Here is a 25917-nt window from a genome sequence, read left to right on the forward strand (position 1 = left end):
GCTGTTGCGGGCGAGAGCAGCCAAAGAGAAGAACAACGAAGGGGAGACCGTCCATGAGAAATGCCCGATCGGCCATGCGCGGAGCATTGGCGGCGTGCGCGCTGGTCCTGTGCGCCATCGTTTCGCTCGGGGCCGCCCAGGCGGAGGTCCAGGAAGTGCGGATCGGGCGCCAGCCGGGCCTCCCCTTCCTTCCGCTGATGATCATGGAGCATTTCAAGCTGGTGGAAAAACACGCGGCAGCCGCCGGCATGCCCGCGCTGAAGGCGACCTATATCGTCCTCGCAGGCCCGAGCCAGCTCAACGATGCCATGCTGGGCGGCCGGCTCGATATGTATGGCAACGGCATGCCCTCGCTCTTCACGCTCTGGGACCGGACGGTTGGGACCTCGCGGGAAGTGAAGGGGCTATGGTCGCTCCAATCCATGCCGCTCTACCTCGTCACCCGCAATGACGCGGTCAAGTCCGTCAAGGACTTCACCGAGAAGGACAAGATTGCGGTGCCGGCGGTGAAGGTCTCTGTCCACGCCATCGTCTTGCAGATGGCCGCCGCCAAGGAATGGGGCCAGGCCAACTATGCCCGGCTCGATCCCCTGGCCATCAACCGGGCGCATCCCGACGCCACCGCCGCGCTGATCAGCAATAGCGGCGACATCAGCACCCATTTCGCCTCCTCGCCCTATTATTATTACGAGCTCGACACGCCGGGCATCCACAAGGTGCTCACCTCCTACGAGGTGCTGGGACGCCCCCACACCAACGGCGCCATGCTGGCCATGACCAGCTTCGTCACTGCCAATCCCAAGGTGGTCGCCATCGTTCGCGCGGCCCAGGAGGAGGCTAACGCCTTTATCAAGACCAATCCGCGCGGCGCCGCCGAGATCTATCTCGCCATGAACAACGACAAGAGCACCGTGGATGCGGTGACCAAGATGGTGGCCGATCCCGAGGTCGAATACACGACCGTGCCCGCCGGTGCGATGGACTTCGCGACCTTCATGTTCAAGACCGGCGCCATCAAGCACGAGCCGAAGGCCTGGACCGAGCTGTTCCACGCCACGGCGGCGGACCTTCCCGGCAATTGACCGGGGCGCCTGCGCGCCCCGGACGGCAACCCGTAAGATGATCGCCAGAGGACGCGTCAGTCGTCCCGGATCGGCAGGGGAGGAAACGATGCCAATGATGCGATGGAGCCGCAGGTCCGTGGCCATGGCCCTCTGCGCGCTGTGGGTCGGCTGGGCGGGGCAGGCCTTTGCCGATGCCGGCAAGCTGCGTGTGGGGTTCCAGTATGGCCTCACCTATCTCGCCTTCATGGTGATGGAGCACGAGCACCTCGTCGAGGCGGAGGCCAAGAAGATGGGGCTTGGCGATGTCGAGGTCACCTGGATCCGGACAGCGGGCGGGCCTCAGCTCAACGATGCGCTTCTGTCGGGCAGTATCGATCTCGCCTGCACCGGCGCCACCAGCTTCCTGACCTTGTGGGACAAGAGCCGCGGCAAGCTGGTGCGGGCCATGTTCGGCTACGGCCATATGCCCTTCACCCTGGTGACGCGGCGGCCGGACGTGAAGACGGTGGCGGACTTCACCGACAAGGACCGCATCGCGCTTCCCGCCGTCGGCTCCTCCACCCAGGCCATCTATTTGCAGATGGCCGCGGAAAAGGCGTTTGGGCCTCAAGGCATACGCAAGCTGGATCCGCTGACGGTCTCCCGCTCGCACCCGGACGGGATGGCGGCATTGCTGAGCAATACCGAGATCACCGCCCACTTCACAGCACCGCCCTATGCGGATTTCGAGCTCGCCGTACCGGGCATGCATAAGGTGATGGAGACCGAGGACGTGGTGGGCCAGCCAGTGTCGAACGGCCTCGTCTACACCACCGAGAAATTCTACGCCGCCAACCCGAACCTTCTCCTCGCCTTCCGCAAGGCACTGGAGGCCTCGATTGCGCTCATCAACACCGACCGGCTGCGGGCGGCGCAGATCTACAAGGCGGCCAATCCCGGCGACAAGACCGACCTCGACATGATCGTCTCGATCATCGGCGGGCATAATGTGGGGTGGGAGATCACCCCCCTCGGCACGATGATCACGGCGCAGCACCTGAAGAAGATCGGCCAGATCCAGACGGTCCCGGCCGACTGGAAGGAGCTGTTCTTCCCCATCGTCTACGACCTGCCCGGCAATTGATGGGCCGCCATGGCCGGGCGGCGACCTCGCACCACCCACCGCCCCATAAACGGCCATTATGCCCGCGCCCGCAAAGATAATTGGACGGTGAAGGCCGGCTCATCAAATCTGGCGCCCAACGAAGAGACGAATACATTCCGCCTCCTCGCGTAGCGAAATAAATCAAAGCTTACCCGAGCACTTTTATTTTCAATATTGGGTGCCCGGGATAAGAAGGAATGGAGGCCCTCCATGGGCAGCGGCAAGTCTATACGCATCGGCTCGGGCGCCGGCACATCCGACGACCGGATGGTCCCGGCCCTGGAATTGGCGGAGCGGGGCAACCTCGATTATCTCGTGTTTGAATGCCTCGCCGAGCGCACGGTCGCCCGCGAGAACCTCTCCCGCACCAAGGATCCGGACAAGGGCTACACGCCCTCCCTCCATGAGCGCCTGCGCATGGTCCTGCCCACCTGCATGGAAAAGAACATCCGCATCGTCAGCAATATGGGCGCGGCCAACCCGCTCGGCGGGGCACGGGCCGCGCGGCGCGAGGCGAAGGATCTCGGCCTCGGCGACGTGCCGGTGGCGGTGGTGCTGGGTGATGACGTCTCCTCCGTCATCCGCCACCATCCCGAGCTGACCATCCTGGAGACCGGTGAGCCTCTGGAATCCATCCTGCCCAAGGTGGCCTCCGCCAACGCCTATCTCGGCGCCGACGTCATCTGCGAGGCGCTGGCTACGGGCGCGCCCATCGTGCTGACAGGCCGCGTCGCAGATCCCTCCCTGTTCGTCGCACCCATGATGCACGAGTTCGGCTGGTCCTATGACGATTATTCCCTCCTGGCGCAGGGCACCGCGGCGGGCCACCTCCTGGAATGCACCGCCTCGGTCACCGGCGGCTGCTTCGGCTGGCCGGGCAAGAAGGAGGTCCCCGACCTCGCCCGCGTCGGCTATCCGCTCGCGGTGGTGGGAGATGACGGCTCGGTCCTGGTGACGAAGACGCCCGGATCAGGGGGGCGCGTGGATGTGATGACCTGCACCGAGCAGCTCATCTATGAGATGCACGATCCCACGGCCTACATCACCCCCGACTGCGTCCTCGACATCACCGGCCTCAGCCTGACCCAGGAGGGCGCGGACCAGGTGCGGGTACGCGGCGCCGTGGCCCGGCCGCGCACCGCCTCCCTGAAGGTCACCATTGGCCATGCCGAGGGCTATATCGGCGAGGGTGAAGTGTCCTATGGCGGCATTGATGCCGTTGCGCGCGCCAAGTGGGCGGCGGAGGTGGTGAAGGAGCGTCTGCGCCTGCGCGGCTTCACCTATGATGATTTCCGCGTGGACCTCATTGGCATGTCGAGCCTTCACGGCGACCCGGAGTCCCGGCCCGAACCCTACGAGGTGCGTCTGCGGCTCGCCGGCCGCACCGACAACTACAAGGCCGCCCACGCCATCGGCTTCGAGACCCGCGCCATGCATATCCACGGCCCCGGTGGTGCCGGCGGCGCGTGCGAGCCGCGCGTGCGCGACGTGCTCGCGGTCAAGTCCGTCCTTTTGCCCCGGCAGTTCGTCAATCCGCAGATTGCGGTGGAGGGCCAGCTATGAGCGTCCGCGTCTATGATCTCGCCCACTCGCGCACCGGCGACAAAGGCGACACCTCCAACGTCTCGGTCATCTGCTACGACGCAAAGGACTGGGATTTCCTGCGCCACGCGCTGACCCCGGAACGGGTTCTCCACGCCTTCCGCCACATCGCGAAGGGGCCGGTGACGCGCTATGAGATTCCCAATCTCAAGGCATTCAACTTTGTCATCGAGCGCGCACTTGGCGGTGGCGTCACCCGGTCGCTCGCGCAGGACATTCATGGGAAGAGCCTGTGCAACGTGATGCTGGCCATCGAGTTGCCCGATCCATCCCCGCGGACCGAAGCATGAGCGCTTCCTCACCGGGCTCCCGGCCGCGCATCATGCTGGTTCACGCCCTGAAGGAGGCTGTCGGGCCAATCCATGATGCCTTCGCCTCGGAATGGCCGCAGGCGCGGGCCTACGACCTCCTGGACACGTCCCTGTCCGATGATCTTGCGGCGGACGGCGCCATCACCCACGGCATGGTGGAGCGTTTCCGCGCCATCGGCCGTTACGCCGCCGACACCGGCTCTTCGGGGGGCGGGACTGACGCCATCCTGTTCACCTGCTCCGCTTTCGGCGCTGCCATCGATGCGGTGAAGGCTGACCTCGCCATTCCAGTCCTGAAGCCGAACGAGGCCGCCTTCGCAGAGGCGCTCGCACTTGGTCCGCGCATCGCATTGGTGGTCACCTTCCCGCCCGCCTTATCGGCCATGTCGGCGGACATGAAGCAGGTGGCCGAAGAGACCGGGAGCGATCTCCACCTGGAGGGATACGTTGTCGAGGGCGCTCTGGACGCACTGAAACGCGGAGACACGGAACGACATGACGCGCTGATCGCCGCGGCTGTCAGCACCCTTCCACAAGGAGATGCCGTGGTGCTCGGGCACTTCTCCATGGCACGCGCCGCGCCGACAGCGGCGCGCAGGACGGGGGTTCCCGTCCTCACCACGCCTGCAAGCGCCGTCTCGCGGCTCCGCACCCTATTGGCTCCCCGGGGTTCTGTAGAAGACACGCGGGGCCGTGTGCGCGACTAATCGCGGACCGTGCCGTCCAGCATCTGGTTGTCGGCGTCGAAGAAGCGGTGCGGCCCGTCATAGGCGCCGATGAAGTCGAGATGGGTCACAAGCCCGCCCCCGGCAAAGCGATGCAGGTGCACACCCGGCGGTTCCAGGTGGAAGGTCGGGTGTGCTTCGGGGTCGAGATCGAGGCTCACCGCATGCGCCGGCGAGGGGCAAATGGAGGCCGGCCGGCCCGCGAAGCTGGTCAGGACCGTGCGGTGGACATGGCCGCAGACCAGCGCCAGCACGTGGTGGTGGCGCCCCAGCACCGCCTCCAGCGCGGACGCGTCCTGAAGGTTCTGCACGTCCATGTGGCGTATGCCGGTGAGGAAAGGCGGGTGGTGCAGCGCCACGAGGCTCGGCCGGTCGGGCGCCACAGCAAGCGCGGCGTCGAGCCAGGCCAGCGTCTCGCCGCCCAAGAGGCCGTAGGGCGCATCCGGCACGCTGGAATCCAGCATCACAAGGCGGAGCGCGAAGTCGTCCACCACGTAGTTCAGCTTGCCCCCCTGCCCCCTCGCCGCGATGTGGGGAAAGGCGACCGCAAGACCCTGCGTGCTGTCATGGTTGCCGGGAATGGGGAAGATCGGCATGGGCAGGCCCGCCGTCAGAGCCTTGAAGCGGGCATATTCCTCCGGCCGGTCGAAGTCGGTGAGGTCGCCAGTCACGATCAAAGCATCCGGGCGGGGCGCGCGCGCGGCAAGATGGGCCACTGCGCGCTCCAGGAAGGCAGCGGTGTCCACCACACCATAGGCGAGGCTTCCGGGTGCGCGGATATGGGTGTCGGTGAGCTGGGCGAGGAGCATGGCGGTCAGACCGGGACGAGGCGGGAGGGATCGAGGATGAGGCCGACCTCATCGCCGACGGCGATCGGCTCCTGCGGCTCTGCCTCGACGACGATGCGGCTCACGCCGGCGGTCAGCACGACGCGCTGGCGGGCGCCGAGGAAGTGCACCTGGGCGACGGTGAAGCGCAGCGGCGCCTCATCTCGGCGGCACAGGCGCGCGCTCTCCGGCCGAAAGGCGATCACAGCCTCCGCGCTGGCGGCGCCGGGATGGGGCAGCGTGCCGGCGGCGGTCTCGAAACGGCCATCGCGCACCTGGCCCTCAAGGCGGTTGGTGACGCCCACGAAGCCGGCGACGAAGGCGTCGGCCGGCCGGAAATAGACCTCGCGCGGCGTGCCGATCTGGGCGATGGCGCCCTGGCGCATCACCACGATGCGGTCGCCCAGCGCCAGCGCCTCCGCCTGGTCGTGGGTGACATAGATGGCGGTGATGGCAAGCGAACGCAGCAGGGCGTCGATCTCGGCGCGCAGGTGCTCGCGCAAGGCGGCGTCGAGCGCTGTCAGCGGCTCGTCGAGAAGGATAGCACGGGGCCGCACCGCCAGCGCGCGAGCAAGCGCCACGCGCTGGCGCTGTCCGCCGGAGAGCTGGTCGATGCGCCGCGCCGAAAGGGTGCCGATGCGCATCATCTCCAGCACCTCTGCGGCACGCCGCAGCCGCTCCGCCCTGGGGACGCCGCGCACCCGCAGGCCGTAGGCGACATTCTCGATCACGCTCATATTGGGGAAAAGGGCATAGGACTGGAACACCATGCCCACATGCCGCTTCTCGATGGGCAAGCGGGTCACGTCCGTGCCGTCGAAAGCCACCGTCCCTCCCGTATCAGGGGCTTCCAGTCCGGCGATGATGCGCAGCGTCGTGGTCTTGCCGCAGCCGGAGGGGCCGAGCAGCACCAGGGTCTCCCCGGCAGCGATGGAGAGATCGAGCGGCTCCAGCGCGCGGGTGCCGTCGGCAAAGGTCTTAGCGCAGCCCGACAGGCTAATGGCGGCGCCGTGGGGAATGATCATCATGGCCGGGCCTTCCGGTCGGCCCGATGCTCGCGGCCGGCAAACTGGATGGCGAGCAGCAGGGGCACGATCATGAGGAAAAAGAGGAGCGTATAGGCGCTGGCGATCTCCAGCCGCATGGAGGCGTAGCTGTCGGCGAGGCCCACGGGCAGGGTCTGGGTCAGCGGCGTGTGCAGCATCCAGGTGAGATTGAACTCGCCGATGGAGAGCGTCACCACCATCAGCGCGCCGGCGATGATGCCGGGCCGCGCATTGGGCACTACCACCTGGATAAAGCGCTGCCAGGGCGAGGCGCCGAGGCTCGCCGCCCCCTCCTCGAGCGTGCGCACATCCACGGCAGCGAGCACCGCCATGACAGAGCGGAGCATGAAGGGCAGCGTGTAGAGCACGTGGCCGACGAGGATGAAGGCATCACTGGCCCGGAACGCGCGGATGCCGCCATAGGCGAGGATCAAGGCGAGGGCGAGAGCAAGGCCGGGGATCGCCACCGGCAAGGTGACGATTTCCTCCACGAGACGGGTCAGGCGGCTCGGCTTCCTCACCAGCGCCCAGGCGGCGGGCACACCGATGAGGAGCGTCACGGCGAGCGTGCCAAGCGCAATGGCGATAGAGCGGAAGATGGTCGGCGCATAGAGGCCCCACACCTGCGCCACCCAGTCGAGCGTGAGGCCCGAGCGCACGCCCTGGAAATAGTTGACCGTCACACCCGCGAGGATGGAGGTGACCGCCGGCACCACAAGGAAGGCTGCGGTGGCGAGCGTCACGAGGAGCTGGAAGGCGAAGATAAGGGGGCTCGTGCGCATCGCCCTACCCTGCCGCCGCGACGCCGGAGCCGGCGAAGCTGCGCGTGGCCGCCAGCACGCCCCAGGTGATGAGCCCCAGGGCCAGCGAGAGCGCGCAGGCGGTGGAGAAGTTCGCGGCCAGCGTGAACTCCGTGTAGATGGTCATGGCCAACACGTCGATGCGGGTCGCCAGCGTGAAGGCGGTGCCGAACGCGCCCATGGCGGTGGCGAAAGCGACTGCGCCGGACGCCATCAGGGCCGGCGCGAGCCCAGGCAAAGTCACGTCCCGCAGCACCGCGAAGCGCCCAGCGCCCAGCGAGCGCGCCGCCTCGCTCAAGGCCGGGTCGAGCTTCTCCACCGCTGCCATCAGCGTCACCAGCACGCGCGGCAGCGAGAAATAGACATAGCCCGCAAACAGTCCGGCCATGGAATAAGCGAACACCACCTTGCCGAGGCCGAGGCTTTGCGTGAAGCCGCCGACGAGCCCTTGCCGGCCGGCGAAGAGGATGATCATGAAACCCACCACCACGCCCGGGAAGGCCAGCGGCAAGGTGAGCATGGAAACGAGAAGGGACCGCCCATAAAAGCGGTTCCGCGCCAGGAACAGCGCCACCACCACACCGATGGCGAGCGTCACGAGTGTCACGCCGGCGGAGAGGACGAGGGTGGAGATGAGCGTCGAAAGATGCCGCGGATTGGTCAGCACCACGAGATATTCCGCCGGCCCGTTCGGCCCCTCCCCCGCCACCAGCACGACGCGCACCAGGGGCAACAGGAAGAAGGCGAGCACGAACACGCCGAGCGGCAGCAGCATCACCCGCGCAAGCCGGTCAGCGCTGTTCATGCAAGCCCCTCTTGAAATGCCGCAGCCGGGCGACCGGCTGCGGCGGAGTGCAAGACGCTCATTTCACCTCGGCGAGGTAACGGTCGGAGAAGCCCTTCTGGACGGTCTCCATCTTGCCGTAGTCCACAGGCTTGGCGCGGGCATAGTCGGTGGCGGGCAGGAAGCGCTCGGCTACCTCCTTCGGCAGCGGCATGTCGCGCACGGGACGCAGATAGGCGGCCGCCCACATGGCCTGGCCCTTGTCGGAGAGGACATAGTCCAGCACCTTCTTGGCCGCCTCGGGGTGTGGATCGTTCTTCACCATGGTCATCACATACGGGACCACCAGGGTGCCCTCGCAGGGAATGACGAAGGCGAAATTGCCCTTCTCACTGTATTTCGCGCGATAGGCGTTGAAGTCGTAGTCGAACAGGATCGGGATCTCGCCGGAGACCACGCGGGCGTAGGAGGTCTGCTTCGGCACGATGGGCGCGTTGGCGGAGAGCTTCTTGAAGAAGTCGATGCCGGGATTGAAATTGTCCAGCGAGCCGCCGAGCGCGGTGTTGACCGCCACCGCGCCCACATAGCCGACGAAGGCGCTGGAGGGGTCGAGATAGCCCACCATGCCCTTGTACTCGGGCTTCAAGAGGTCCGACCAGCAGGCCGGGACCGGCGCGCCGCCGAGGGCGTCCTTGTTGATGAACAGGCCGAGCGTGCCGGAATGGATGGTGAACCAATGGCCCTGCGGGTCCTTGAGGCCAGCGGGGATCTCGGAGAAATGCTTGGGCTCATAGGCCTGGGTGACGCCGACATCCTTCGCCTTGATGCCGAAGGTGACGCCGAGATAGGCCACATCCGCCACCGGGCTCGCCTTCTCGGCGATGATCTGGGCGAGCGACTGGCCGCTATTCTTGTTGTCCGGGGGTACGTCGACGCCGGTATCGGCCTTGATGGCCTTCAGCATGCTGCCCCAGTCCGCCCATTCGGTGGGGCAGTTGTAGCAGATGGCGTCCGCGGCGCTCGCGGCGGGAGCGGAAGCGGGCAGGACGGCCGCCGCCAGCAGCGGGGCGGCGATGAGGCTCTTCAGCGCTGTGAATTTCATGCCTTGGTCTTTCCAGTTGGTCGCGGGGGGACGCGATACTCGGGCTTGACGCATCACGCAGGGCTGGGCGCCACGGCGATGGTTCCGCCGGGGCGCAGGTGGAACGGCAGGTGCTCAACGGTGCGGGAGCCGCTGCCGTCGAAGAGATCGAAAAGGCGCTCCACGGCCCGCTCGCCCATCCGGCGCGTGGGCTGGTCGATGGTGCAGAGCGCGGGTGAGACGAGCCGACCGATGGAGATGCCGTCGAAGCCCGCCACCGAGACATCGCCGGGCACGTCGAGCCCCATGTCCCGCACCGCCGCAGCGATGGAAAGGGCGAGCAAATCGTTGGAGCAGACGAGCGCGGTGGGGCGCTTGGGCGTCCCGAGGAGCCCGATAAGTGCGCTGCGATGCGCGTCGGCATCGCCCATATAGTCGAGTTCCAGCACCGGCGCGGGCTCAAGGCCCGCCTTTCCCATGGCCGCGATGTAGCCCTGGTGGCGCAGGCGCGAGCGGTCCGATGTGGAGAAGCGCCCGGCCACGAACAGGATGCGCCGGTGCCCCAGCGCAATCAGGGCCTCTGTCAGGGTCTGCCCGGCGGCGGCATTGTCCACGGTGACGGCCGCCCGCTCCGCCCGCAGCGGCTCGTTATAGACGAGCACATAGGGAATGCCCTCGGCGTCCAGATGGTCGAGGGTGGGATTGTCGTCGGGGTCGGCCACCGTGATGACGAGGCCGGCGACGCTCTGGGCCACCAGCGTGTCCACCAGCTCCCGCTCGCGGGCGGGATCATAATCCGTGGCGGTGACGAGCAGCACATGCCCGCGGTTGCGCGCCTCTGCCTCGATGCCGGCCACGGAGCTTGCGAACACCGGGTTGGTGAGGCTCGGGATGACGACGCCGAGGGTGCGGGTGCGCAGCGTCTTCAGCGCGCGTCCGATCTCGCTTGGCCGGAAGGAGAGTTCCGCCATCGCCGTCCTCACCCGCGCTTCCACCTGGGCGCTCGCCCTGGCGGTCCCGTTCATGACGCGGCTGACCGTGGCGATGGAGCAGCCCGCCTTGAGGGCGACGGTGCGGATGGTGACGGGGCGCGGCACGAGGGATCCTGCAATGCGTGAACCGGCTGTGTAACCGTTTTCACAGCGCTGCTACCGGAACGCCGTTACAGCCTTATGACGCCGCCGGAGACGCCTGGCCCCGCCGCTCAGGAGCGAAGCCTCGGTCTTCTAATGTTGTGCAACGGGTTTGATGGCGCTGGCTTCCGGCGCTTCGATCATCATCCAGGAAGCCGGCCGCATCGGCGGAGGACCTTAGATGATCTCCACCACTTCCACTTCGCGACCAGCAACCATGGCGACGTCACCCACCGCCTTGCCCATCACGGCACTGGCCAGCGGAGAGACATATGACACCGAGCCGCTGGCCGGATCCGCCTCGTCCTCGCCGACGATGCGGAATGTCTGGCGGCGGCCGTCCGCGCGATCGAGTGTGACAGTGGTTCCGAACTGCACCGTCTGGGGACCGGGAACGCCCTCGATCAATTGAGCATTGGCCCGACGGGCGCTGTAATAGCGCAGGTCCCGGGTGGCACGCGCCATCGCCGTGCGGTCGGCCTGCACGTCGCCAGTCTGCGCCGCCGCATACGCTGCACGCGCCTCTGCCAAAGCCGCGTCGAGCGCGGCCAGCCCGGTTGCCGTCACCAGATTGGGATGCGGCGAGATCGGCCTGTCCGGTAGATCAGCAGCGGTGGCTTCCAGGTCATTTTCACGCGTGAAGGCGACGGACATGTTTCTACGGGCTTCCACAGGGTGCGTGCGTGTGAACGAAAATACAGAGTCGTTCAACCCTGTGACCAAACCGAGACGCGCAAAGCAAGGCCACGAGCCGCCGCTTGAGAACGAGCCACTCGCTTACAACGACAAGTTCGAGGATAATGCAGCCCCGAACTAAGCCCGACGCGCAATCATTCCCCACGCGAAGAGGACGATCAGGGCGCCGACCACAGCTCCAATCAAGCCCGCGCCCTGGCCCGGCTGATACCAGCCGACTGCCTGACCAAGGTAGGTCGCGACGAAAGCGCCGATCACGCCGAGAATGGTGGTCAGGATGAAGCCCTGAGGCTCGTTTGGCCCCGAATGGATCAGCTTTGCGACGACGCCGGCGACAAATCCAATGATGATGGTCCAGATGATGCCCATAACGCCCTCCAAGGTTGACGGCCATCAACGGCCACGCTCGTGAAGGGTTCCGCGAGGGCGCTTATGCGCACTACGCCTTTTGATTGATGGCTGTGTTTGCCGAATCCGCGGTGGGGCTCCCTATTTGAGGCCCGTGCAATTGGCGTAGTAAGTGACGGTCGCTGGCCAGTCGGAGAACACGCCGGCGACCCCGACATCCCGCGCCAGAACATCGAGAAGCCGGTAGGTGTCACCCGGCTTGTGGATGACCGGCTTGATGGTGCTGTAATAATAGCCGCCACCGTCGGCGAGGGTGCCCGAGCGTTCCAGCGACCATGTGATGAGCCGGAGCCCTGCCGCCTTGGCCGCCAGCGCGAATGCGGACGGGACGATGGCCTTGTTCGCATCAAGGGTCACCAGCATCGGCATGGACGGGGCAAGGGTCCTCAAGCCCGCATCCGCCAGTTCCTTCATCGACGGCTTCCAGGTTTCTGGCTTCATATTGTCGAAGCCCGGTTGCGTGTCGCGCTCGTCGAGCAGGCTCGCTTGCGCGCCGAACTTGGGCTCGGCCTTCAGCCAGTAGATGATATCACGCAGCTGGAAGGTCTGGGGGAACACATCCTGCGGGTTGACCCCGACTTCCTTGTATTCGTCGATCATCTGCTGAGCGAAGGCATCCTGGGTGTAGTCGCCGTCGAACGGCATCGGCACGCGAGGCGCTTTCAGCTCCGGCGTGAACTTCACGCCGAACGACTTGAACAGGGCGATGCTCTCCTTGTGCGTCATGAGCGTGCCGGTCGCAGCGTAGAGATCCGTGCGCCAGCCCGGCGTGCCGTTCATGTATTCGCCGACGCTTGTCGCATTCACGTTGGCGCCGTCCATCTTGCCGCGCAGGGTGCGGAACTCCGCCAGCGTCAGGTCGCTGGTGCAGCATCGGGCTTCGGCCTTCCTGCCGGTTGCGGGGTCCGCCGGCGAGAACGGCGTGGAGCATTTCGCGGCGAGCGCGGGCCGGGCGAGGATGTCGGTGGACGTGTGAAGGTCGCACTGGTCGTGGCGGCAGACGAGCTGGCGATCCTTGGTGAAGGTCACGTCGCATTCCATGATGCCTGCGCCCATTTTGGCGCCGGCGACATAGGCCTCCCGCGTGTGCTCCGGAAACTGCAGGGGCGCGCCGCGATGCGCGATGGAGAAGCTCGACGGATAAAACGGGCCGGCCTCGCACTGCTTCAGCCTGTCCTTCAGCGGGCCGTCGTCGAGATCGTCCACCAGATAGAAAGGGCGCGGCCCGAGCTGGGCTTGCGGCCGGCTCTCCTGCGCGCGCGCTTCAGCCATCGATGCGCAGGCCAGCACCAGCAATGCGAAACAAGTGAAAATGCGAGATGTCCGGTTCATTCGACAGCCCATGATTGGCCCGGAAGCGGGAGGAAGCCCGCAAGGGGAAATGGTCGCGCAGGAAATCCGGTGTGTTCCGGCCTTCATGGCCAGCTTGAATGTCCGGTCGCGCAAGGTCCAACGCTCCGATGACCAGCGGATGACCGCAGGAGCAGGAGCGTCGCTTTCATGAGCATCGCCGGGGTCTTCTCGGCATCAAACTGCGCGTCGTGACAGACGTTTTCTCAGTCGGCGATCGAACGAATGACCCTCGCCGGGTTTCCTCCGACAAGGGTATTCGGGGGAACGTCCTTGGTGACCACGGAACCTGCCGCGACAACAGAGTTTTCGCCCACCGTCACTCCGCCGATGATGATTGCGCCGGCCGCAATCCAGACGTTTCTCTCGATCGCGATGGGCTTTGCGATCACGCAGGCGCGCCGCTGGGAAGGTTCAATGGGGTGGCCAGTCGTGATGATGCTCACGTTCGGCCCGATCATCACGTCATCGGCAATGTCGAGTCCGCCAAGGTCATAGAAAGTGCAATTCTGATTCACGAAGACATTGCGCCCGACGGTGATGTCGACCCCACTGGCCGTGTAGAATGGCGGTATCAACAAAAAGCTGTCGTCCACTTTCTTGCCGATGAGATCGCTGAACACGGCGCGGACTTCGGCCGCATCGTTGAACGTCAAACGGTTGAGCGTGGCGGTGATCGCCATCGCGCGTTTGACGTTTTCCGACATGGCCGCTGATTCCGGCGTTCTCCGGGGAATTACCTTGGTGCGATCATTCGCCATTCGTTGTTTTCCTGCGAGCAAGATCGAGCGAGCGTACGGCGTATGACGACGGCAGCGAGATGCACGGCGTCGGTTCGAGATCACGTCTCGACCTGTCGCTGCGTGTGCCCGCGGATTTGGCGCGAACCTGCTTTTTAACAGTGCCCAACCTGCCCCAGGCAGCGCCGGGCGATGCTTTGACGCTTCGCCCGGCCGGCGCAATCCCGCGCCGTTCAATTCACCTGGATATGGGCGTCCCGGATCACCCGGGTCCACCGGGCAAGGTCGGCATCGATGCGGGCGCGGAACTGGGCCGGCGTGCTCGGGATCGGCTCCATGAGCTGGGTTGCCAGCTTCTCCTTGATGGCCGGGCTTTCCAGCGCTTCGGTGACAGCCGCGCGCAGCTTGTCGAGGATCGGCTCCGGGGTCTTGGCCGGCGCGATCAGGCCGCTCCAGGCCTCCGCCTCCACGTCGATGCCGCTCTCCTTCAGCGTGGGAATGCCCGGCAGCAGCGCCGAGCGCTGGGCCGTGGAAATGGCGAGGATCTTGATCGGCTTGGTGCCCACCAGCGGCGTCAGCGAAATCGCCGGCAGGCAGGCGACCTGGACATCGTTCTGGATCAGGGCGGTCACGGCGGCGGGCGAGGAATTATAGGGCACATGCACCATCTGCGTACCGCTCGCGAGCCCGATGGCCTCCATGGCAAGCTGCGACAGCGAGCCGTTGCCGATGGACCCGTAATTGTACTTGCCGGGATTTTTCTTCAGCAGGTCGATCAGCTCGGAGACCGAATTGACGCCGAGCGCGGTATTCACGGCAAGCGCGCTCGGCTGCGTCACCAAAAGGGTCACGAGCGCGAAGTCCTTGGCGGGATCGTAGGGCAAATTGCCGAACAGCACGGCATTGACGCCGAGCGGGCCGCCGATGGAGACGCCGATGGTGTAACCGTCCGGCTCCGCCTTGGCGACCGCATCGGTGCCGCGATTGCCGCTGGCGCCGGCCCGGTTCTCGACGATGAAGGCCTGTCCGAATTTATGCTGGAGATAGTCGGCGATCAGCCGCGCCACCATGTCCGGCGTCGAGCCCGGACCGAAGGGCGCGATGATCTTCACCGGCTGCTTAGCCGGCCATTCCTGGGCCGCCGCCGGCCAGGCCAGGAGGATGGCAACCAAGGGCGCGATCAGCGCGACAGCGAAGCGTTTCATGTCCCCTCCCCAACTCTTATTGGACGTGCGGCAGAGGCAACGCCGCTGTCTTCGAGGTTTAAGTGAGATCGAAAAACCACGAAATCACAAGCCTATGTGGCGGCCTTCTCACCTTGAACTGAAACCGCATCTGCGACCTCGAACGTCATCCCATCGAACGCCGGCGTCACATTCTGCGGCAGCCGGGCAGCCAGGGCCCGGTAGTCCAGATCGGTATGCAGATTGGTCAGGATCGCCCGGCGCGGCGTCTTGGCGGCGATATGGTCCAGCGCTTCCTGCACCGAGAAATGAGTGGGATGGGGCAGGTCGCGCAGCGCGTCGAGGATCCACACGTCGAGATCGTCCAGATGCTCCAGGCTGTTCTGCGGGAAGGCGCTGACGTCGCTGGAATAGGCCACGTCCCCGAAGCGGAAGCCGAAGGAGTCGATCTCGCCGTGATGCTGGCGGAAAGGCAGGGCCGAGATGGTGCCCCCTGCCCCGCTCACCTCGATCATCCGCCCCTCCCGGAACCGGTGCTCGGTGAGAATGGGCGGATAGACCCCGCCCGGCGGGGTCTGGAAGCAATAGCCGAACCGCGCATGGAGCGCCGAGGAGGTCTCCTCATCGAGGAAGACATCAAGCCGGTGGCGGTTATGGATCACCAGCGGGCGCAGATCATCGATGCCGTGGGTGTGGTCGGCATGGGAATGGGTGAACAAAACGGCGTCGATATGGGTGACGCCGGCATCCAGAAGCTGCTCGCGCAGGTCCGGCGAGGTGTCCACGAGAACCGTCGTCACACCGCCCGGGCCGGTGCGGCGCACCAGGATCGAGCAGCGGCGGCGACGGTTTCGCGGATCGTCGGGGTCGCAGGCGCCCCAGCCCTGGCCGACGCGCGGCACGCCGCCGGACGAACCGCAGCCGAGAATGGTGAAGGTCAAGGACATGGCGGGGCCCGTGCTTGTGTGCTCCGTCCTTACCCCCGCTGGCGCCATCGACCAAGCCCCGGATGCAAGATGTCCGCAACCATCCCGGCGCTGCGGCGTTGTTGGCAAGCTCCGCCTTTGCCCGGGCGAGCCGGCTCATTCCGGAGATGCTCGTGTCCTTTCCCACCTTCCGGCCAGGCCCGGCCACCTGAATGGACCGCACCCAGAACGGCCGGGCGGCCCGCACGCCCATCTTCCGCCCGGAACAGGAGAGGTTTTCCGGCCCCCCCCTTGGAAATGGCGCCGTGGGAACACTGGTGGGCTTCATCGCCATTGTCGCCATGCTCTATTTCGGACGCGACGTCTTCGTGCCGGTCGCGCTCGCGGTGCTGCTCAGCTTCGTCCTGTCTCCGGTCATCCTGGTGCTGCGGCGGATCAAGGTGCCGCGCACGCTGTCCGTGGCAGTGGTCATGGTCGTGGCGTTCCTCGCCATCATCATGCTGGCGGGGGTGGTGGCAAGCCAGGTGGCGGAACTGGCAGGCGATCTGCCCCGCTACCAGCAGACCATGCGGGAAAAGATCCGCTCGCTGAAGGAGGCGACTGAGGGCTCGGGCACATTCGACCGGCTGTCGCGCATGCTCCAGGAGCTGGGAAACGAGATCGAGCGGCCACAGGCACCATCTCCGGAATCGTCCCAAACGCCGTCCCAAGACGGCCGGCCGATGCCGGTGGAGATCCACCAGCCCTCCCCCGGCACCCTCGGCGTGCTCCAGGCGGTGGTCGAGCCCCTAGTGCACCCGCTCGCCACCCTCGGCATCATCTTCATCTTCGCCGTCTTCATCCTGCTTCAGCGGGAGGACCTGCGGAATCGCTTCATCCGCCTTGCCGGAGCGCACGACCTCCAGCGCACCACCGCCGCGCTCGACGATGCCGCCGGACGCCTGTCCCGCTTCTTCCTCATTCAGGTCGCGCTCAATGCGGCCTTCGGCACGGTGATCGGACTTGGCCTCTGGGCCATCGGCGTGCCCAGCCCCGCTCTATGGGGCCTGCTGGCCGCGGTATTGCGGTTCGTGCCCTATATAGGTGCCGCCATCGCCGCCATCCTGCCGCTGACGCTGGCGCTCGCCGTGGACCCCGGCTGGAGCATCGCGCTTTGGACCGCGGTCCTGTTCGCCGTGGTGGAGCCGCTGGTGGGGCACATCATCGAGCCCTTGGTCTATGGCCGCAGCACGGGCCTCTCGCCGGTGGCCGTGGTGGCGGCAGCAACGTTCTGGACCTGGCTGTGGGGGCCGATCGGCCTTGTGCTGGCGACGCCCCTCACCTTGTGCCTCGTCGTGCTGGGACGGCACGTGGACACGCTCGACTATCTCGACGTGATGCTGGGGGACCGCCCGCCCCTCACCGCCCCCGAACTGTTCTACCAGCGCATGCTGGCCAGCGACCCCACCGAGGCGACGAGCAAAGCCGAGGAATTCCTGAAGGAGGGAACGCTCCTGTCTTACATGAACGAGGTGGCGCTTCCCGGACTGCGCCTCGCCGAGCGTGACGCCGAGCGCGGGAGCCTCGACCCCGAACGGGTGGATCGCTTCCGGGCGAGTGTCGTGGAACTGCTGGACAACCTCTCGGACCACGAGGACATCTCGGGCGGAGACACGGACGACCAGGAAGCGGAAGCCGCGCTGGAAACGGCGGGAGACGCCGCATCCCGCACCTACACCGTGTTTGATCCGGCGCAATTGCCGTCGTCCTGGCAGACCGAGGCGCCCATCATGTGTGTCGCCGTTCGCTCGGGCCTTGATGCAGCGGCGGGCGCGCTCGCGGCGGACCTCCTGGGCCGCCACGGTCTCCCCGTACGCGTGGAAGGTCCGGAGCAGCTCGCGAGCAGCGGCATCTCCCGGCTGGATGGAGCAAACTTCGCGGTGGTCGTGCTCTCCTCGCTCGAGACCCGCTCGGTGGCCCTGATGCGCTATTCAGTGCGCCGCCTGCGCCGGCACCTGCCGAGCGCGCGCATCGTGCTGTGCGCCTGGGGCGCCCATGAGGATCGGGCGTTGCGCGCATCGGTGGAGGAGGCGACCGCCGCCGACATCCTTGCGACGAATCTTGAGGAAATGCTCTCGGGAATCATCGGCTTCGCCGCGGAGGCCCCGAAGCTTGCGCCAGCGGCGCCGACGGACACAGCGCCGAAACGGCGACCCGCCAGCCGTCGCCGTTCAGCCACCGCATGACGGGGGCCGAAAAGGACAACGGGGATGAAAAAGGAATGGTCGGAGCGGCGGGATTTGAACCCACGACCCCTAGTCCCCCAGACTAGTGCGCTAACCGGGCTGCGCTACGCTCCGACGTGGAGCGGAGGCTTAGACCATGACGCCACGGGGGACAAGCCCCTCTCCTCCCACCACCCACAGGGCAGGCGCCCGCCGCTGACGCGAGCCCAATGGCCGCAACTCTTTAGCAGCGGCAAATTTTCTCTCCGACCAACCGCAAGACCATGCCTCGGCGTGGATTGGCTGGAATCATCGGCCATGCGATTGTCGGCGGCCATCGCTGGGACGGGGACGCGTTTTGGGCTTTTCCTTCACTCTTCTCGACCTCGCAGGCAGCGTCGCTCTGCTGCTCTGGGGCACCCATATGGTGCAAAGCGGCGTGCAGGAGGCCTTCGGGCCGCACCTGCGGAGCTTGCTGGCCGGCGCGCTCAAGACGAAGATTCGCGCCTTCCTGGCCGGCATCGGCGTCACCGCAGTGCTTCAGAGCAGCACCGCGACCGGCCTGATGGTCGCCGGCTTCACCGCGGCAGGAATGGTGGAACTGGTGCCCGCGCTCGCGGTGATGCTGGGCGCCAACGTGGGCACCACGCTGGTGGTGCAGCTGCTCTCGTTCGATGTTTCGGCCCTGGCCCCCGCCCTCATCCTCATGGGCGTCATCATGTATCGCCGAAAGGGCGCGACCACCTCCAAGGAGATCGCGCCGGCCCTCATCGGCCTCGGCCTGATGCTGGTGTCGCTCCACCGGCTGGTCGACATCTTCACCCCGTTCGAGGACGCACCCCAGCTGCGCCTGTTGATGGGCGCCGTCTCCACGACACCCATCGTCGCCGTGATGATCGCCGCGCTCCTCACCTGGGTCGCCCATTCCAGCGTCGCGGTGGTGCTGCTCGCCATGTCGCTGGCGGCGAAGGGCGTGGTGCCGCCGGAGGCGGGCTTCGCGCTGGTGATCGGCGCCAATCTCGGCAGCGCGCTCAACCCCGTGCTGGAGGCGAGCAACGCGCTCGATCCGGCCTCACGCCGCATGCCCTTCGGCAATCTCATCAACCGCGCTCTGGGTGCCGCCGTGGCCCTTGTGGCGATCGAACCGCTCTCCGTGGCGATGGTGCAGCTTCAGCCGGATTCAGGCCGCGCCATCGCGGACTTCCACACCTTGTTCAACCTTGTCCTGGCCCTGCTCTTCCTGCCCTTCCTCACTTATTATGCGCGCCTGCTGCGCCGGCTGTTCCCCGACAAGGCGGACCCCGCTGATCCAGCCCGGGCGCTGTACCTCAACCCGGCCGCCATGCAGACCCCTGTGGTCGCCATCGGCAATGCGGCGCGCGAGGCGCTGCGGCTCGCGGACATGCTGGAGACCATGCTTCAGGACGTGCGGGTGGCGTTGGAAAAAGGAACGCCGGACGCCATCGCCGCGGCCCGGACCCTGGACGACGTGATGGACAAGGTGAACAGCGCCATCAAGGCCTACCTGCTCTCCATCGACCGCAACGGCCTGACCGAGCGGGACGAGCAGCGCATCGCGGAGATCCTCGCCTTCGCCACCAACATGGAGCAGGCGGGCGACGTGATCGACAACAGCATGCTGTCCGTGGCCGAGAAGCGCCTGAAGCGCGGCCTCCCCTTCTCGCCCGAAGGCGAGCAGGAACTGGCGGCCGTGTTCGACCGCGTGGTGACGAACCTGCGCACCGCGGCGGCGCTGTTCGTCACCGACGATCCCCGCGCCGCACGCCTGCTGGCGGCGGAAAAGGCGATCTTCCGGGACATCGAGACCAAGGCCACCCAGGACCATATGGAACGCCTGCGCGCCGGCCAGAACGACACCGCCGAGGCAAGCGGCCTGCACCTGGAAGTGGTGCGCGACCTGAAGCGAATCAACGCTCACCTCGTCTCTGGCACGGCGTACCCCGTTCTTGAGCGGGGTGGTGAGTTGCTGTCCAGTCGAGTACCCCCAGAGCCAACGCAAGTATAGACTCAGTATTTCTTCTAATAAATTTTAGCGGCGGTACGAATGTAGCTTATACCCTGTGTTGAATTTGTCGCAGGCGCTTGTATATCACACGAAACCGCTCACTTCTTCCCGGCCCAGTGGAACCTGCCTTCTTTTCGCCTGTAGCGGGTGACATTCCTGCCCTATTGCCTCGTCATTAGGCGGACTTCCATCAACAACAAGGAGGTCGTGGGAATGGTGAACGGGAAGGGGATTCTGTTTGCATCGTTCGCCCTTACAATGGGCGCCCTAACTCAACCCGCGCTTGCTGATGTCGGTCAAACCGGCATGGCGTCCTACTACTGGCAGGGCAAAGGCACGGCGAGTGGAGAACGGTTCAATGCCAGTGCCTTAACCGCTGCTCATCGCTCGCTGCCCTTCAACACCAAGGTGAAGGTCACCAACCTTCGCAACGGCCGCTCGGTGGTCGTACGCATCAATGATCGCGGCCCGTTCGTGCGGGGTCGCATCATCGACGTTTCCCGCGCCGCAGCCTCGGAACTCGGCTTCACCGGCCATGGAATCACCCGCGTAAACGTCGCGGTCATGGGCCGCGATACCGAACTCGCCGCCACGGAAACGCCTGATTCCGGCAAGGCACAGACGGCGCCCAAGGCAGAGGACGCATCGCCCAAGACGGCCGCCGCCTCCAAGCCGAAGACCGCACCGAAGACGCAAGTGGCCTCCATTGTGGAGAAGCCGGAGCCGGACGCTCCCGCCAGCGCCCCCGTCGCGGCGAAACCCGCCGCACCCACCGAGAATGGCGGCTGGACCCTTCTGCCCTCCCCCGGCGTACAGCCGCCCGCGCAGGCGCAGCCGGCCGAGTGACGGTGGATTGAGGAAAAGACGCGTTCTGCCTTCGGGCGGAGCGCTCCGCGCGCTTCGCTAGTTCGCTTCCCGCTCCAGCGCCGCCGTCATCAGGCGCCGGCATTCGCCGAGCTCGTAGAGCGCTGCCTGGAGGCGGCTGACGTCCTCCCGGGACAAGACCGGCTGGGGCGGATGGGGCGGCGCTGCCGCAAGGCGCGGCTCGGAGCGCAGATGCGGCGGCAGATACTGCTCCGGCGGCCCATGGCGCCGGGGCTCGGGCGGCATGCGATGCCCGTCCTGCTCCTCATCGTCGGCGGCGTGGATCCAGGCTTCCCGGCTCTCTTCCAGATCGTCGAACACGCCGGTCAGCGGACCCACGCGCGGTGCCTGCGTCGGCTCGTCCCGGTCCGTCGCACGGTGGCGCGCACGGGCGGGGATGTATTCCTCCGGCGGGCCGGGCGGCGGCACATGATCCTTCAGGCGGCGGATGCGCGCATCGAGCGGCTCGGAGATGTTGTCGACGGGCGGAGCGAGCGTGTCGTCGTCGAAGAACGGAAGCAGGGGGTCCTCCAGTTCGGGCAAAGGCGGTGCCTCCGGAACCCGGGACGCCGGTCCACGCGAAGGGCGCCGCGCCACCGGCGGGGCGGGCGGGGCTGCCTTCTCCGCCGTGAAAGGCGGATCGCGCCGGACATCCGAAGCTTCGCGCGGGGGCTGCCACTCCTGATATGAGGGCTCCGGCTCCTCATCGTCGAATTCGGCGGCTGGCTCGACATTACGCGCAATGGTGGGCTCGCGGACGGCGCGCGCCTGGGTGCGGGGCGCCTGCGTGTCGAAGCCGGGCAGGAAGGCGTCGAACTGCGGCTCGCGCGCCGGAAGGGGAAGGGGCGGCTCGTCCATGAAGCCGGGCTCGGCCACGTCCGGCTCTTCGAATAGCTCCGGCGCGGCCGGGCGCTCCTTGCGACGCGGCAGAAGGCCGAGGATGCCGCCACGCCCGGCACCGGCCGGCGCCTCGGGGGCAGCTTTCGCGGGCGGCGCCACCGCGCGGCCTTCCAGCAAATCGCCGCCCATGGCCTGGATGTAACGCGGGCCATGATCCTTCAGGATGCGCTGCACACCTTTGATCGTATAGCCCTCGCTGTAGAGCAGATGCCGGATGGCCCGAAGCAGGTCGATATCGTCGGGGCGATAGAAGCGACGCCCGCCGGCACGCTTGACGGGCCTGATTTCCGAGAACTTGGTTTCCCAGAACCGCAGCACGTGCTGGGGAAGGTCGAGATGGTCCGCCACCTCGCTGATGGTGCGGAAGGCGTCGGGCGACTTGTCCGAGGGCCTCTCTGCCACGTGCTTCGCGTCCCCGTCAGCAGTGCCTATGGACAGGCACCGTCACTGGCGAGCGTCAATCACGCTCCATGTCGTCTGCTGTGCGCCCGTTTATGCGATTCTTCAAGATGCTGGATGGCTTGAAGACCATGACCCGGCGCGGTTCGATGGGGACTTCTTCACCGGTCTTCGGGTTGCGGCCGATCCGCTGCCCTTTTTCACGGATGACGAAGGAGCCGAACGACGAGAGCTTCACCGTCTCGCCGCGGGCAAGACAGTCTGCGATCTCACCCAAAACGGACTCCACGAGGGCCGCCGATTCAGTGCGCGACAGCCCAACCTGCTGATACACGGCTTCGCACAAATCGGCACGCGTGACGGTCTTCCCAGCCATATGTCTCCCCGGCCCCATGAGAGAAAGGCAGCAACTGTCGAACGTATCCACTCAGAACAAGACAGGTCAATGTCATTAATGACTTATTACCATCGCACCAGGGCTGAACCCCAGGTGAACCCGCCACCCATAGCCTCCAAAAGAACGAGGTCGCCCTTCCCGATGCGCCCGTCTTTGCGGGCAACATCCAACGCCAGCGGTATGGAAGCGGCAGAGGTATTACCGTGGCGGTCGACCGTTGTCACCACCTTCTCGGGCGCAATATGCAACTTTTGCGCGCTGGCATCGATAATTCGGCGATTCGCCTGGTGAGGGACGAACCAGTCGATGGTCGCAGCGCTCTCTCCCGTGGCCGCGAATGCGTCCTCGATCACGTCGGTGATCATGCCGACCGCGTGGCGGAAGACTTCGCGGCCTTCCATGCGCAGATGGCCCACCGTTCCGGTGGAGGACGGGCCCCCATCCACGAACAGTTTGGTCCGATGGCGGCCATCGGTCCGCAAATGGGTGGTGAGAACTCCCCTGCCCTCGCTCTTCGCCTCGGGCACGGCTTCCAGCACAACCGCGCCGGCCCCGTCGCCGAACAGCACGCAGGTGCCACGGTCTTCCCAGTCGAGGATGCGCGAGAAGGTCTCGGCGCCGATCACCAGCGCCCGCTTGAACGCGCCCGCGCGCAAATGGGCATCGACGGTGGCGAGACCGAAGACGAAACCGGAGCAGACCGCCTGGAGGTCAAAGGCCGCCCCGCGCTCGATGCCAAGCTCGGCCTGGATGGTCGCGGCCGTGGCGGGAAAGGTCTGGTCGGGCGTCGAGGTGGCGAGAATGACGAGGTCGATGTCGCCGGCCTCGAGACCCGCATCTTCCAGCGCCCGCGCCGCGGCGGCGCGGCCGAGATCGGACGTCAGCTCTCCATCCGCGGCGATATGGCGCTCGCGGATACCCGTTCGCTGCACGATCCACTCGTCAGATGTATCCACCTGCTGAGCGAGCTCGGCATTCGTGACGACTTTTTGTGGAAGATAGGAACCAGTGCCACGAACCACGGACCTGATGACGCTCACGATTGGCCTTCCGCTTCCGCAGCCACCGTCGCGCCGGATCCCGCCTCGGCGGGCAGGCGGCTGAGGAGGCTGGTTTCGATCCGCGTCAGCAATTGGTGACGCACCATGTCGTAGCCGAGGTCCACCGCTGACGCGAACCCCTCGGCGTCGGCGCCTCCATGGCTCTTGATGACGACGCCATTGAGGCCGAGGAAGACGCCACCGTTGGAACGGCGGGGGTCCATCTTCTCGCGCAGCATCTTGAAGGCGTCGCGCGCCAAGAGATAGCCGATGCGCGCGCGCCAGGTGCGCCCCATGGCGGCGCGCAGATAGGTGGCAATCTGCTTGGCGGTGCCTTCGGCAGTCTTCAGTGCGATATTGCCGGAGAAGCCTTCCACCACCACCACGTCCACCGTGCCGGCACCGATGTCATTGCCCTCCACGAAGCCGTGGTAGCGCATGTCGGGATGGGTGTCCTCGCGCAGGATGCGCCCGGCTTCCTTCACCTCCTCGACGCCCTTGATCTCCTCGACGCCCACATTGAGCAGGCCGACGCTGGGCTGGGGGATGTCGAAGATGGTGCGCGCCATGGCCGCGCCCATGATCGCCATCTCGACGAGGCTCTGGGCGGTGGCGCCGATGGAGGCGCCCATGTCGAGGACGATGCTCTCGCCGCGCAGGGTCGGCCAGATGGCGGCGATGGCGGGGCGGCCGATGCCCGGCATGGTGCGCAGGTTGAACTTGGCCATGGCCATCAGCGCGCCGGTATTGCCGGCGGAGACCGCGGCGTCCGCCTCGTGCGTCTTCACCGCATCAATGCAGCGCCACATGGTGGACTTGTAGCGGCCATTGCGCAGCGCCTGGCTCGGCTTGTCGTCCATGCCCACCACGATCTCGGTGTGGACGATGCGGGAGGCGGCGGCGAGCGCCGGGTGCCCGGCGAGGATGCGCTGAAGGCGCGGCTCATCGCCGAACAGGATGAAATTGGCATCGGGATGCCGGGCCTGCGCGATGGCGACGCCGGCGAGCACGACCTCGGGTCCATGGTCCCCGCCCATGGCGTCGATCGATATACGGACGGGCACGCTCATTCGGGCAGGGGTTCCGGTTGCATCTGCGTCGGGCGCCCGAGGGCGCGCGCGCCGGGACAATAGCGGCTCGGATGCCAGCCGCAACTGCGCGCGTGAGGTCTCAAGGCTTGTCCTTCAATCGGGCGAGCGCGGCGAACGGCGAGGCCGCGGCCTCATCCTCTTCCGGCGCCTCGAAAACCTCGCCCGGCCGGCGGGGATAAGGGTCTATGCCGAGGGCCAGGAATTCGGTGACGATGGCGCCAAGATCGATATTGCCGTCCACCAGCGGGTCGGGCGGATCATAGTCGGGATCGCCCTCTTCCGTTTCGGGCGCGGCGGTGGCTTCGCTCTCGGGCATGAAGAGCACGTCCACCTCTTCCTCGATCCGGCTGTCGAAAGGTTCGAGCGAGACGACGGACATTTGCCGCACCTCGGCGGTGAGCCGGCCGGTCACCTGGGCGCCGTCCCCCGCCGTCGGCACCACCTTCAGGTCGGCGGCGAGCGCGTGAAGGGCGATGAGGTCCACATGGCGGGCAAGCTCCGCCAGCGTGCGCGCGTCCGGCTCGAGATGCACGGCCACCCCCTCGGATGGCAGCTCCGCCACGCGGACGATATGGGAATAGGGTATGTCAGGCATGGACCCGGTCCTGGTTGGAATCGGGGATGGGGAACAGCGCCTCGCCGCGCATCAGGTCCGCGAACGGCGTTGCGGAAAGCTTTGTAACGGATTCGCGCACATAGGCGGCCAGCATGGCCGCCTCGGCATCCGCCGGCTCGCGCTCCAGGACGTTTCGGGCAAGAGCGAGGGTCAGCGCGTCCGCTCCCTCCGCCAGCGCAGCGTCATAAGCGGCGGTGCGGCCGTAGAAGGCCTGACCGATCTTCTTCATGCGCTTGGGAACCGTGAGGTCGCCGACGCCCATCTCGCGCAGCGTGCGGTCCATGTCGTCCAGAAAGGCATCGAACACCTCCTGGGACACCGCGCGCGCCTCCTCGCTCTCGCCCTTCAGGCGATGGCAGACCAGGAAAGTGTGGAGCAATAGCAACTCGAACCGCCCCTCGATAGTATCGGGGACGGTGAAGTCGGTGTAGAAGGCCGGCCGTCGTGCTTGCGCCACGATCGCGCCATACAGGCGCTCGATGGTGGGTTGTGGCTGGTGTCGGCGGAACAGGCTGAACATCATATCTTGACGGTTTGCGGGTTGGCTGCCGGACGCGGA

26 protein-coding genes and 1 tRNA gene are annotated in these 25917 nt (G+C 66.3%); 8 read left to right on the top strand and 19 right to left on the bottom strand.

Translation table 11 applies throughout. The features are described from left to right. Positions 1 to 53 precede the first annotated feature (53 nt). The 5 genes from ABLE91_RS13995 to ABLE91_RS14015 all read left to right on the top strand — a co-directional run bounded on the left by ABLE91_RS13995 (position 54) and on the right by ABLE91_RS14015 (position 4828). Positions 54 to 1082 (top strand): ABC transporter substrate-binding protein, encoded by a 1029-nt coding sequence (locus ABLE91_RS13995; protein WP_348931519.1) that lies wholly within the window; start codon positions 54 to 56, stop codon positions 1080 to 1082. Between the two features lie 88 nt (positions 1083 to 1170). Then, positions 1171 to 2187, top strand: coding sequence for an ABC transporter substrate-binding protein (locus ABLE91_RS14000; protein ID WP_348931520.1), 1017 nt, complete (start codon positions 1171 to 1173; stop codon positions 2185 to 2187). A gap of 231 nt (positions 2188 to 2418) precedes the next feature. Continuing rightward, positions 2419 to 3771, top strand: a complete 1353-nt coding sequence (locus tag ABLE91_RS14005; RefSeq protein ID WP_348931522.1) for an acyclic terpene utilization AtuA family protein — start codon at positions 2419 to 2421, stop codon at positions 3769 to 3771. Next, on the top strand, positions 3768 to 4100 hold the full coding sequence (locus ABLE91_RS14010; protein WP_348931524.1) for an AtuA-related protein: 333 nt from the start codon (positions 3768 to 3770) through the stop codon (positions 4098 to 4100). Before ABLE91_RS14005 ends, ABLE91_RS14010 begins: the two co-directional genes overlap by 4 nt. Further along, positions 4097 to 4828, top strand: coding sequence for an aspartate/glutamate racemase family protein (locus ABLE91_RS14015; protein WP_348931526.1), 732 nt, complete (start codon positions 4097 to 4099; stop codon positions 4826 to 4828). The genes ABLE91_RS14010 and ABLE91_RS14015 overlap by 4 nt, the downstream gene beginning before the upstream one ends. Here the strand turns inward: ABLE91_RS14015 and ABLE91_RS14020 are convergent. The 12 genes from ABLE91_RS14020 to ABLE91_RS14075 form a co-directional block, all read right to left on the bottom strand. Then, positions 4825 to 5655, bottom strand: a complete 831-nt coding sequence (locus ABLE91_RS14020) for a phosphodiesterase (RefSeq protein WP_348931529.1) — start codon at positions 5653 to 5655, stop codon at positions 4825 to 4827. The two genes, ABLE91_RS14015 and ABLE91_RS14020, sit on opposite strands and share 4 nt — an antisense overlap. Positions 5656 to 5660: 5 nt before the next feature. After that, complete coding sequence (locus ABLE91_RS14025; protein ID WP_348932060.1) at positions 5661 to 6698, bottom strand: ABC transporter ATP-binding protein; 1038 nt, start codon at positions 6696 to 6698, stop codon at positions 5661 to 5663. Further along, entirely contained in the window at positions 6698 to 7501 is an 804-nt protein-coding gene (locus ABLE91_RS14030; RefSeq protein ID WP_348931530.1) for an ABC transporter permease, read from the bottom strand. The genes ABLE91_RS14025 and ABLE91_RS14030 overlap by 1 nt, the downstream gene beginning before the upstream one ends. A 4-nt stretch (positions 7502 to 7505) precedes the next feature. After that, entirely contained in the window at positions 7506 to 8324 is an 819-nt protein-coding gene (locus ABLE91_RS14035) for an ABC transporter permease (protein WP_348931531.1), read from the bottom strand. Positions 8325 to 8382: 58 nt separating this feature from the next. Next, complete coding sequence (locus ABLE91_RS14040; protein ID WP_348931533.1) at positions 8383 to 9405, bottom strand: ABC transporter substrate-binding protein; 1023 nt, start codon at positions 9403 to 9405, stop codon at positions 8383 to 8385. A 53-nt stretch (positions 9406 to 9458) separates the two neighbouring features. Then, positions 9459 to 10481 (bottom strand): substrate-binding domain-containing protein, encoded by a 1023-nt coding sequence (locus ABLE91_RS14045; protein WP_348931536.1) that lies wholly within the window; start codon positions 10479 to 10481, stop codon positions 9459 to 9461. A 213-nt stretch (positions 10482 to 10694) separates the two neighbouring features. Beyond that, positions 10695 to 11171, bottom strand: coding sequence for a transcription elongation factor GreA (gene greA / locus ABLE91_RS14050; protein ID WP_348931538.1), 477 nt, complete (start codon positions 11169 to 11171; stop codon positions 10695 to 10697). A gap of 159 nt (positions 11172 to 11330) precedes the next feature. Next, positions 11331 to 11582 carry a GlsB/YeaQ/YmgE family stress response membrane protein gene (locus ABLE91_RS14055; protein ID WP_348931540.1) on the bottom strand — a complete coding sequence of 84 codons (252 nt, stop codon included), beginning with the start codon at positions 11580 to 11582 and terminating at the stop codon, positions 11331 to 11333. Between the two features lie 120 nt (positions 11583 to 11702). Beyond that, entirely contained in the window at positions 11703 to 12893 is a 1191-nt protein-coding gene (locus ABLE91_RS14060; protein ID WP_348931541.1) for a glycerophosphodiester phosphodiesterase family protein, read from the bottom strand. Positions 12894 to 13177: 284 nt separating this feature from the next. Next, positions 13178 to 13732: a DapH/DapD/GlmU-related protein gene (locus ABLE91_RS14065; RefSeq protein ID WP_348931543.1), complete on the bottom strand. Its 555-nt coding sequence runs from the start codon at positions 13730 to 13732 to the stop codon at positions 13178 to 13180. Between the two features lie 212 nt (positions 13733 to 13944). Next, the gene (locus ABLE91_RS14070) at positions 13945 to 14916 is read right to left on the bottom strand and encodes a Bug family tripartite tricarboxylate transporter substrate binding protein (RefSeq protein WP_348931545.1); all 972 of its coding nucleotides are present in this window, start codon (positions 14914 to 14916) and stop codon (positions 13945 to 13947) included. Between the two features lie 92 nt (positions 14917 to 15008). Next, on the bottom strand, positions 15009 to 15842 hold the full coding sequence (locus ABLE91_RS14075; protein WP_348931546.1) for an MBL fold metallo-hydrolase: 834 nt from the start codon (positions 15840 to 15842) through the stop codon (positions 15009 to 15011). Positions 15843 to 16033: 191 nt separating this feature from the next. Between ABLE91_RS14075 and ABLE91_RS14080 the strand changes: the two genes are divergently transcribed. Beyond that, positions 16034 to 18046, top strand: coding sequence for an AI-2E family transporter (locus ABLE91_RS14080; protein ID WP_348931548.1), 2013 nt, complete (start codon positions 16034 to 16036; stop codon positions 18044 to 18046). 36 nt (positions 18047 to 18082) lie between these two features. On the opposite strand, the gene ABLE91_RS14085 is transcribed toward ABLE91_RS14080, so the two are convergent. After that, a tRNA-Pro gene (locus ABLE91_RS14085) sits at positions 18083 to 18160 on the bottom strand. 223 nt (positions 18161 to 18383) lie between these two features. Here ABLE91_RS14085 and ABLE91_RS14090 point away from each other — a divergent pair. Together ABLE91_RS14090 and ABLE91_RS14095 are read left to right on the top strand one after the other, a co-directional pair. Next, positions 18384 to 20051 carry a Na/Pi cotransporter family protein gene (locus ABLE91_RS14090; RefSeq protein WP_348931550.1) on the top strand — a complete coding sequence of 556 codons (1668 nt, stop codon included), beginning with the start codon at positions 18384 to 18386 and terminating at the stop codon, positions 20049 to 20051. Positions 20052 to 20264: 213 nt separating this feature from the next. After that, entirely contained in the window at positions 20265 to 20897 is a 633-nt protein-coding gene (locus ABLE91_RS14095; protein WP_510181947.1) for a septal ring lytic transglycosylase RlpA family protein, read from the top strand. Positions 20898 to 20954: 57 nt separating this feature from the next. Here the strand turns inward: ABLE91_RS14095 and ABLE91_RS28955 are convergent, their stop codons facing one another. The 6 genes from ABLE91_RS28955 to ABLE91_RS14125 all read right to left on the bottom strand — a co-directional run bounded on the left by ABLE91_RS28955 (position 20955) and on the right by ABLE91_RS14125 (position 25878). Continuing rightward, entirely contained in the window at positions 20955 to 22217 is a 1263-nt protein-coding gene (locus tag ABLE91_RS28955) for a MerR family transcriptional regulator (protein ID WP_510181948.1), read from the bottom strand. 55 nt (positions 22218 to 22272) lie between these two features. Beyond that, on the bottom strand, positions 22273 to 22590 hold the full coding sequence (locus tag ABLE91_RS14105) for an integration host factor subunit alpha (protein WP_348931553.1): 318 nt from the start codon (positions 22588 to 22590) through the stop codon (positions 22273 to 22275). Between the two features lie 86 nt (positions 22591 to 22676). Then, complete coding sequence (locus ABLE91_RS14110; RefSeq protein ID WP_348931554.1) at positions 22677 to 23651, bottom strand: beta-ketoacyl-ACP synthase III; 975 nt, start codon at positions 23649 to 23651, stop codon at positions 22677 to 22679. Beyond that, positions 23648 to 24721 (bottom strand): phosphate acyltransferase PlsX, encoded by a 1074-nt coding sequence (gene plsX / locus ABLE91_RS14115; protein ID WP_348931557.1) that lies wholly within the window; start codon positions 24719 to 24721, stop codon positions 23648 to 23650. Before plsX ends, ABLE91_RS14110 begins: the two co-directional genes overlap by 4 nt. Before the next feature lie 100 nt (positions 24722 to 24821). Continuing rightward, positions 24822 to 25337, bottom strand: a complete 516-nt coding sequence (locus tag ABLE91_RS14120; RefSeq protein WP_348931559.1) for a YceD family protein — start codon at positions 25335 to 25337, stop codon at positions 24822 to 24824. Continuing rightward, positions 25330 to 25878 (bottom strand): ubiquinol-cytochrome C chaperone family protein, encoded by a 549-nt coding sequence (locus ABLE91_RS14125; protein ID WP_348931561.1) that lies wholly within the window; start codon positions 25876 to 25878, stop codon positions 25330 to 25332. Before ABLE91_RS14125 ends, ABLE91_RS14120 begins: the two co-directional genes overlap by 8 nt. Between the last annotated feature and the right edge of the window lie 39 nt (positions 25879 to 25917).

Origin of the sequence: Aquabacter albus (assembly GCF_040049275.1) — a bacterium.
Taxonomy (GTDB): Bacteria; Pseudomonadota; Alphaproteobacteria; order Rhizobiales; family Xanthobacteraceae; genus Aquabacter.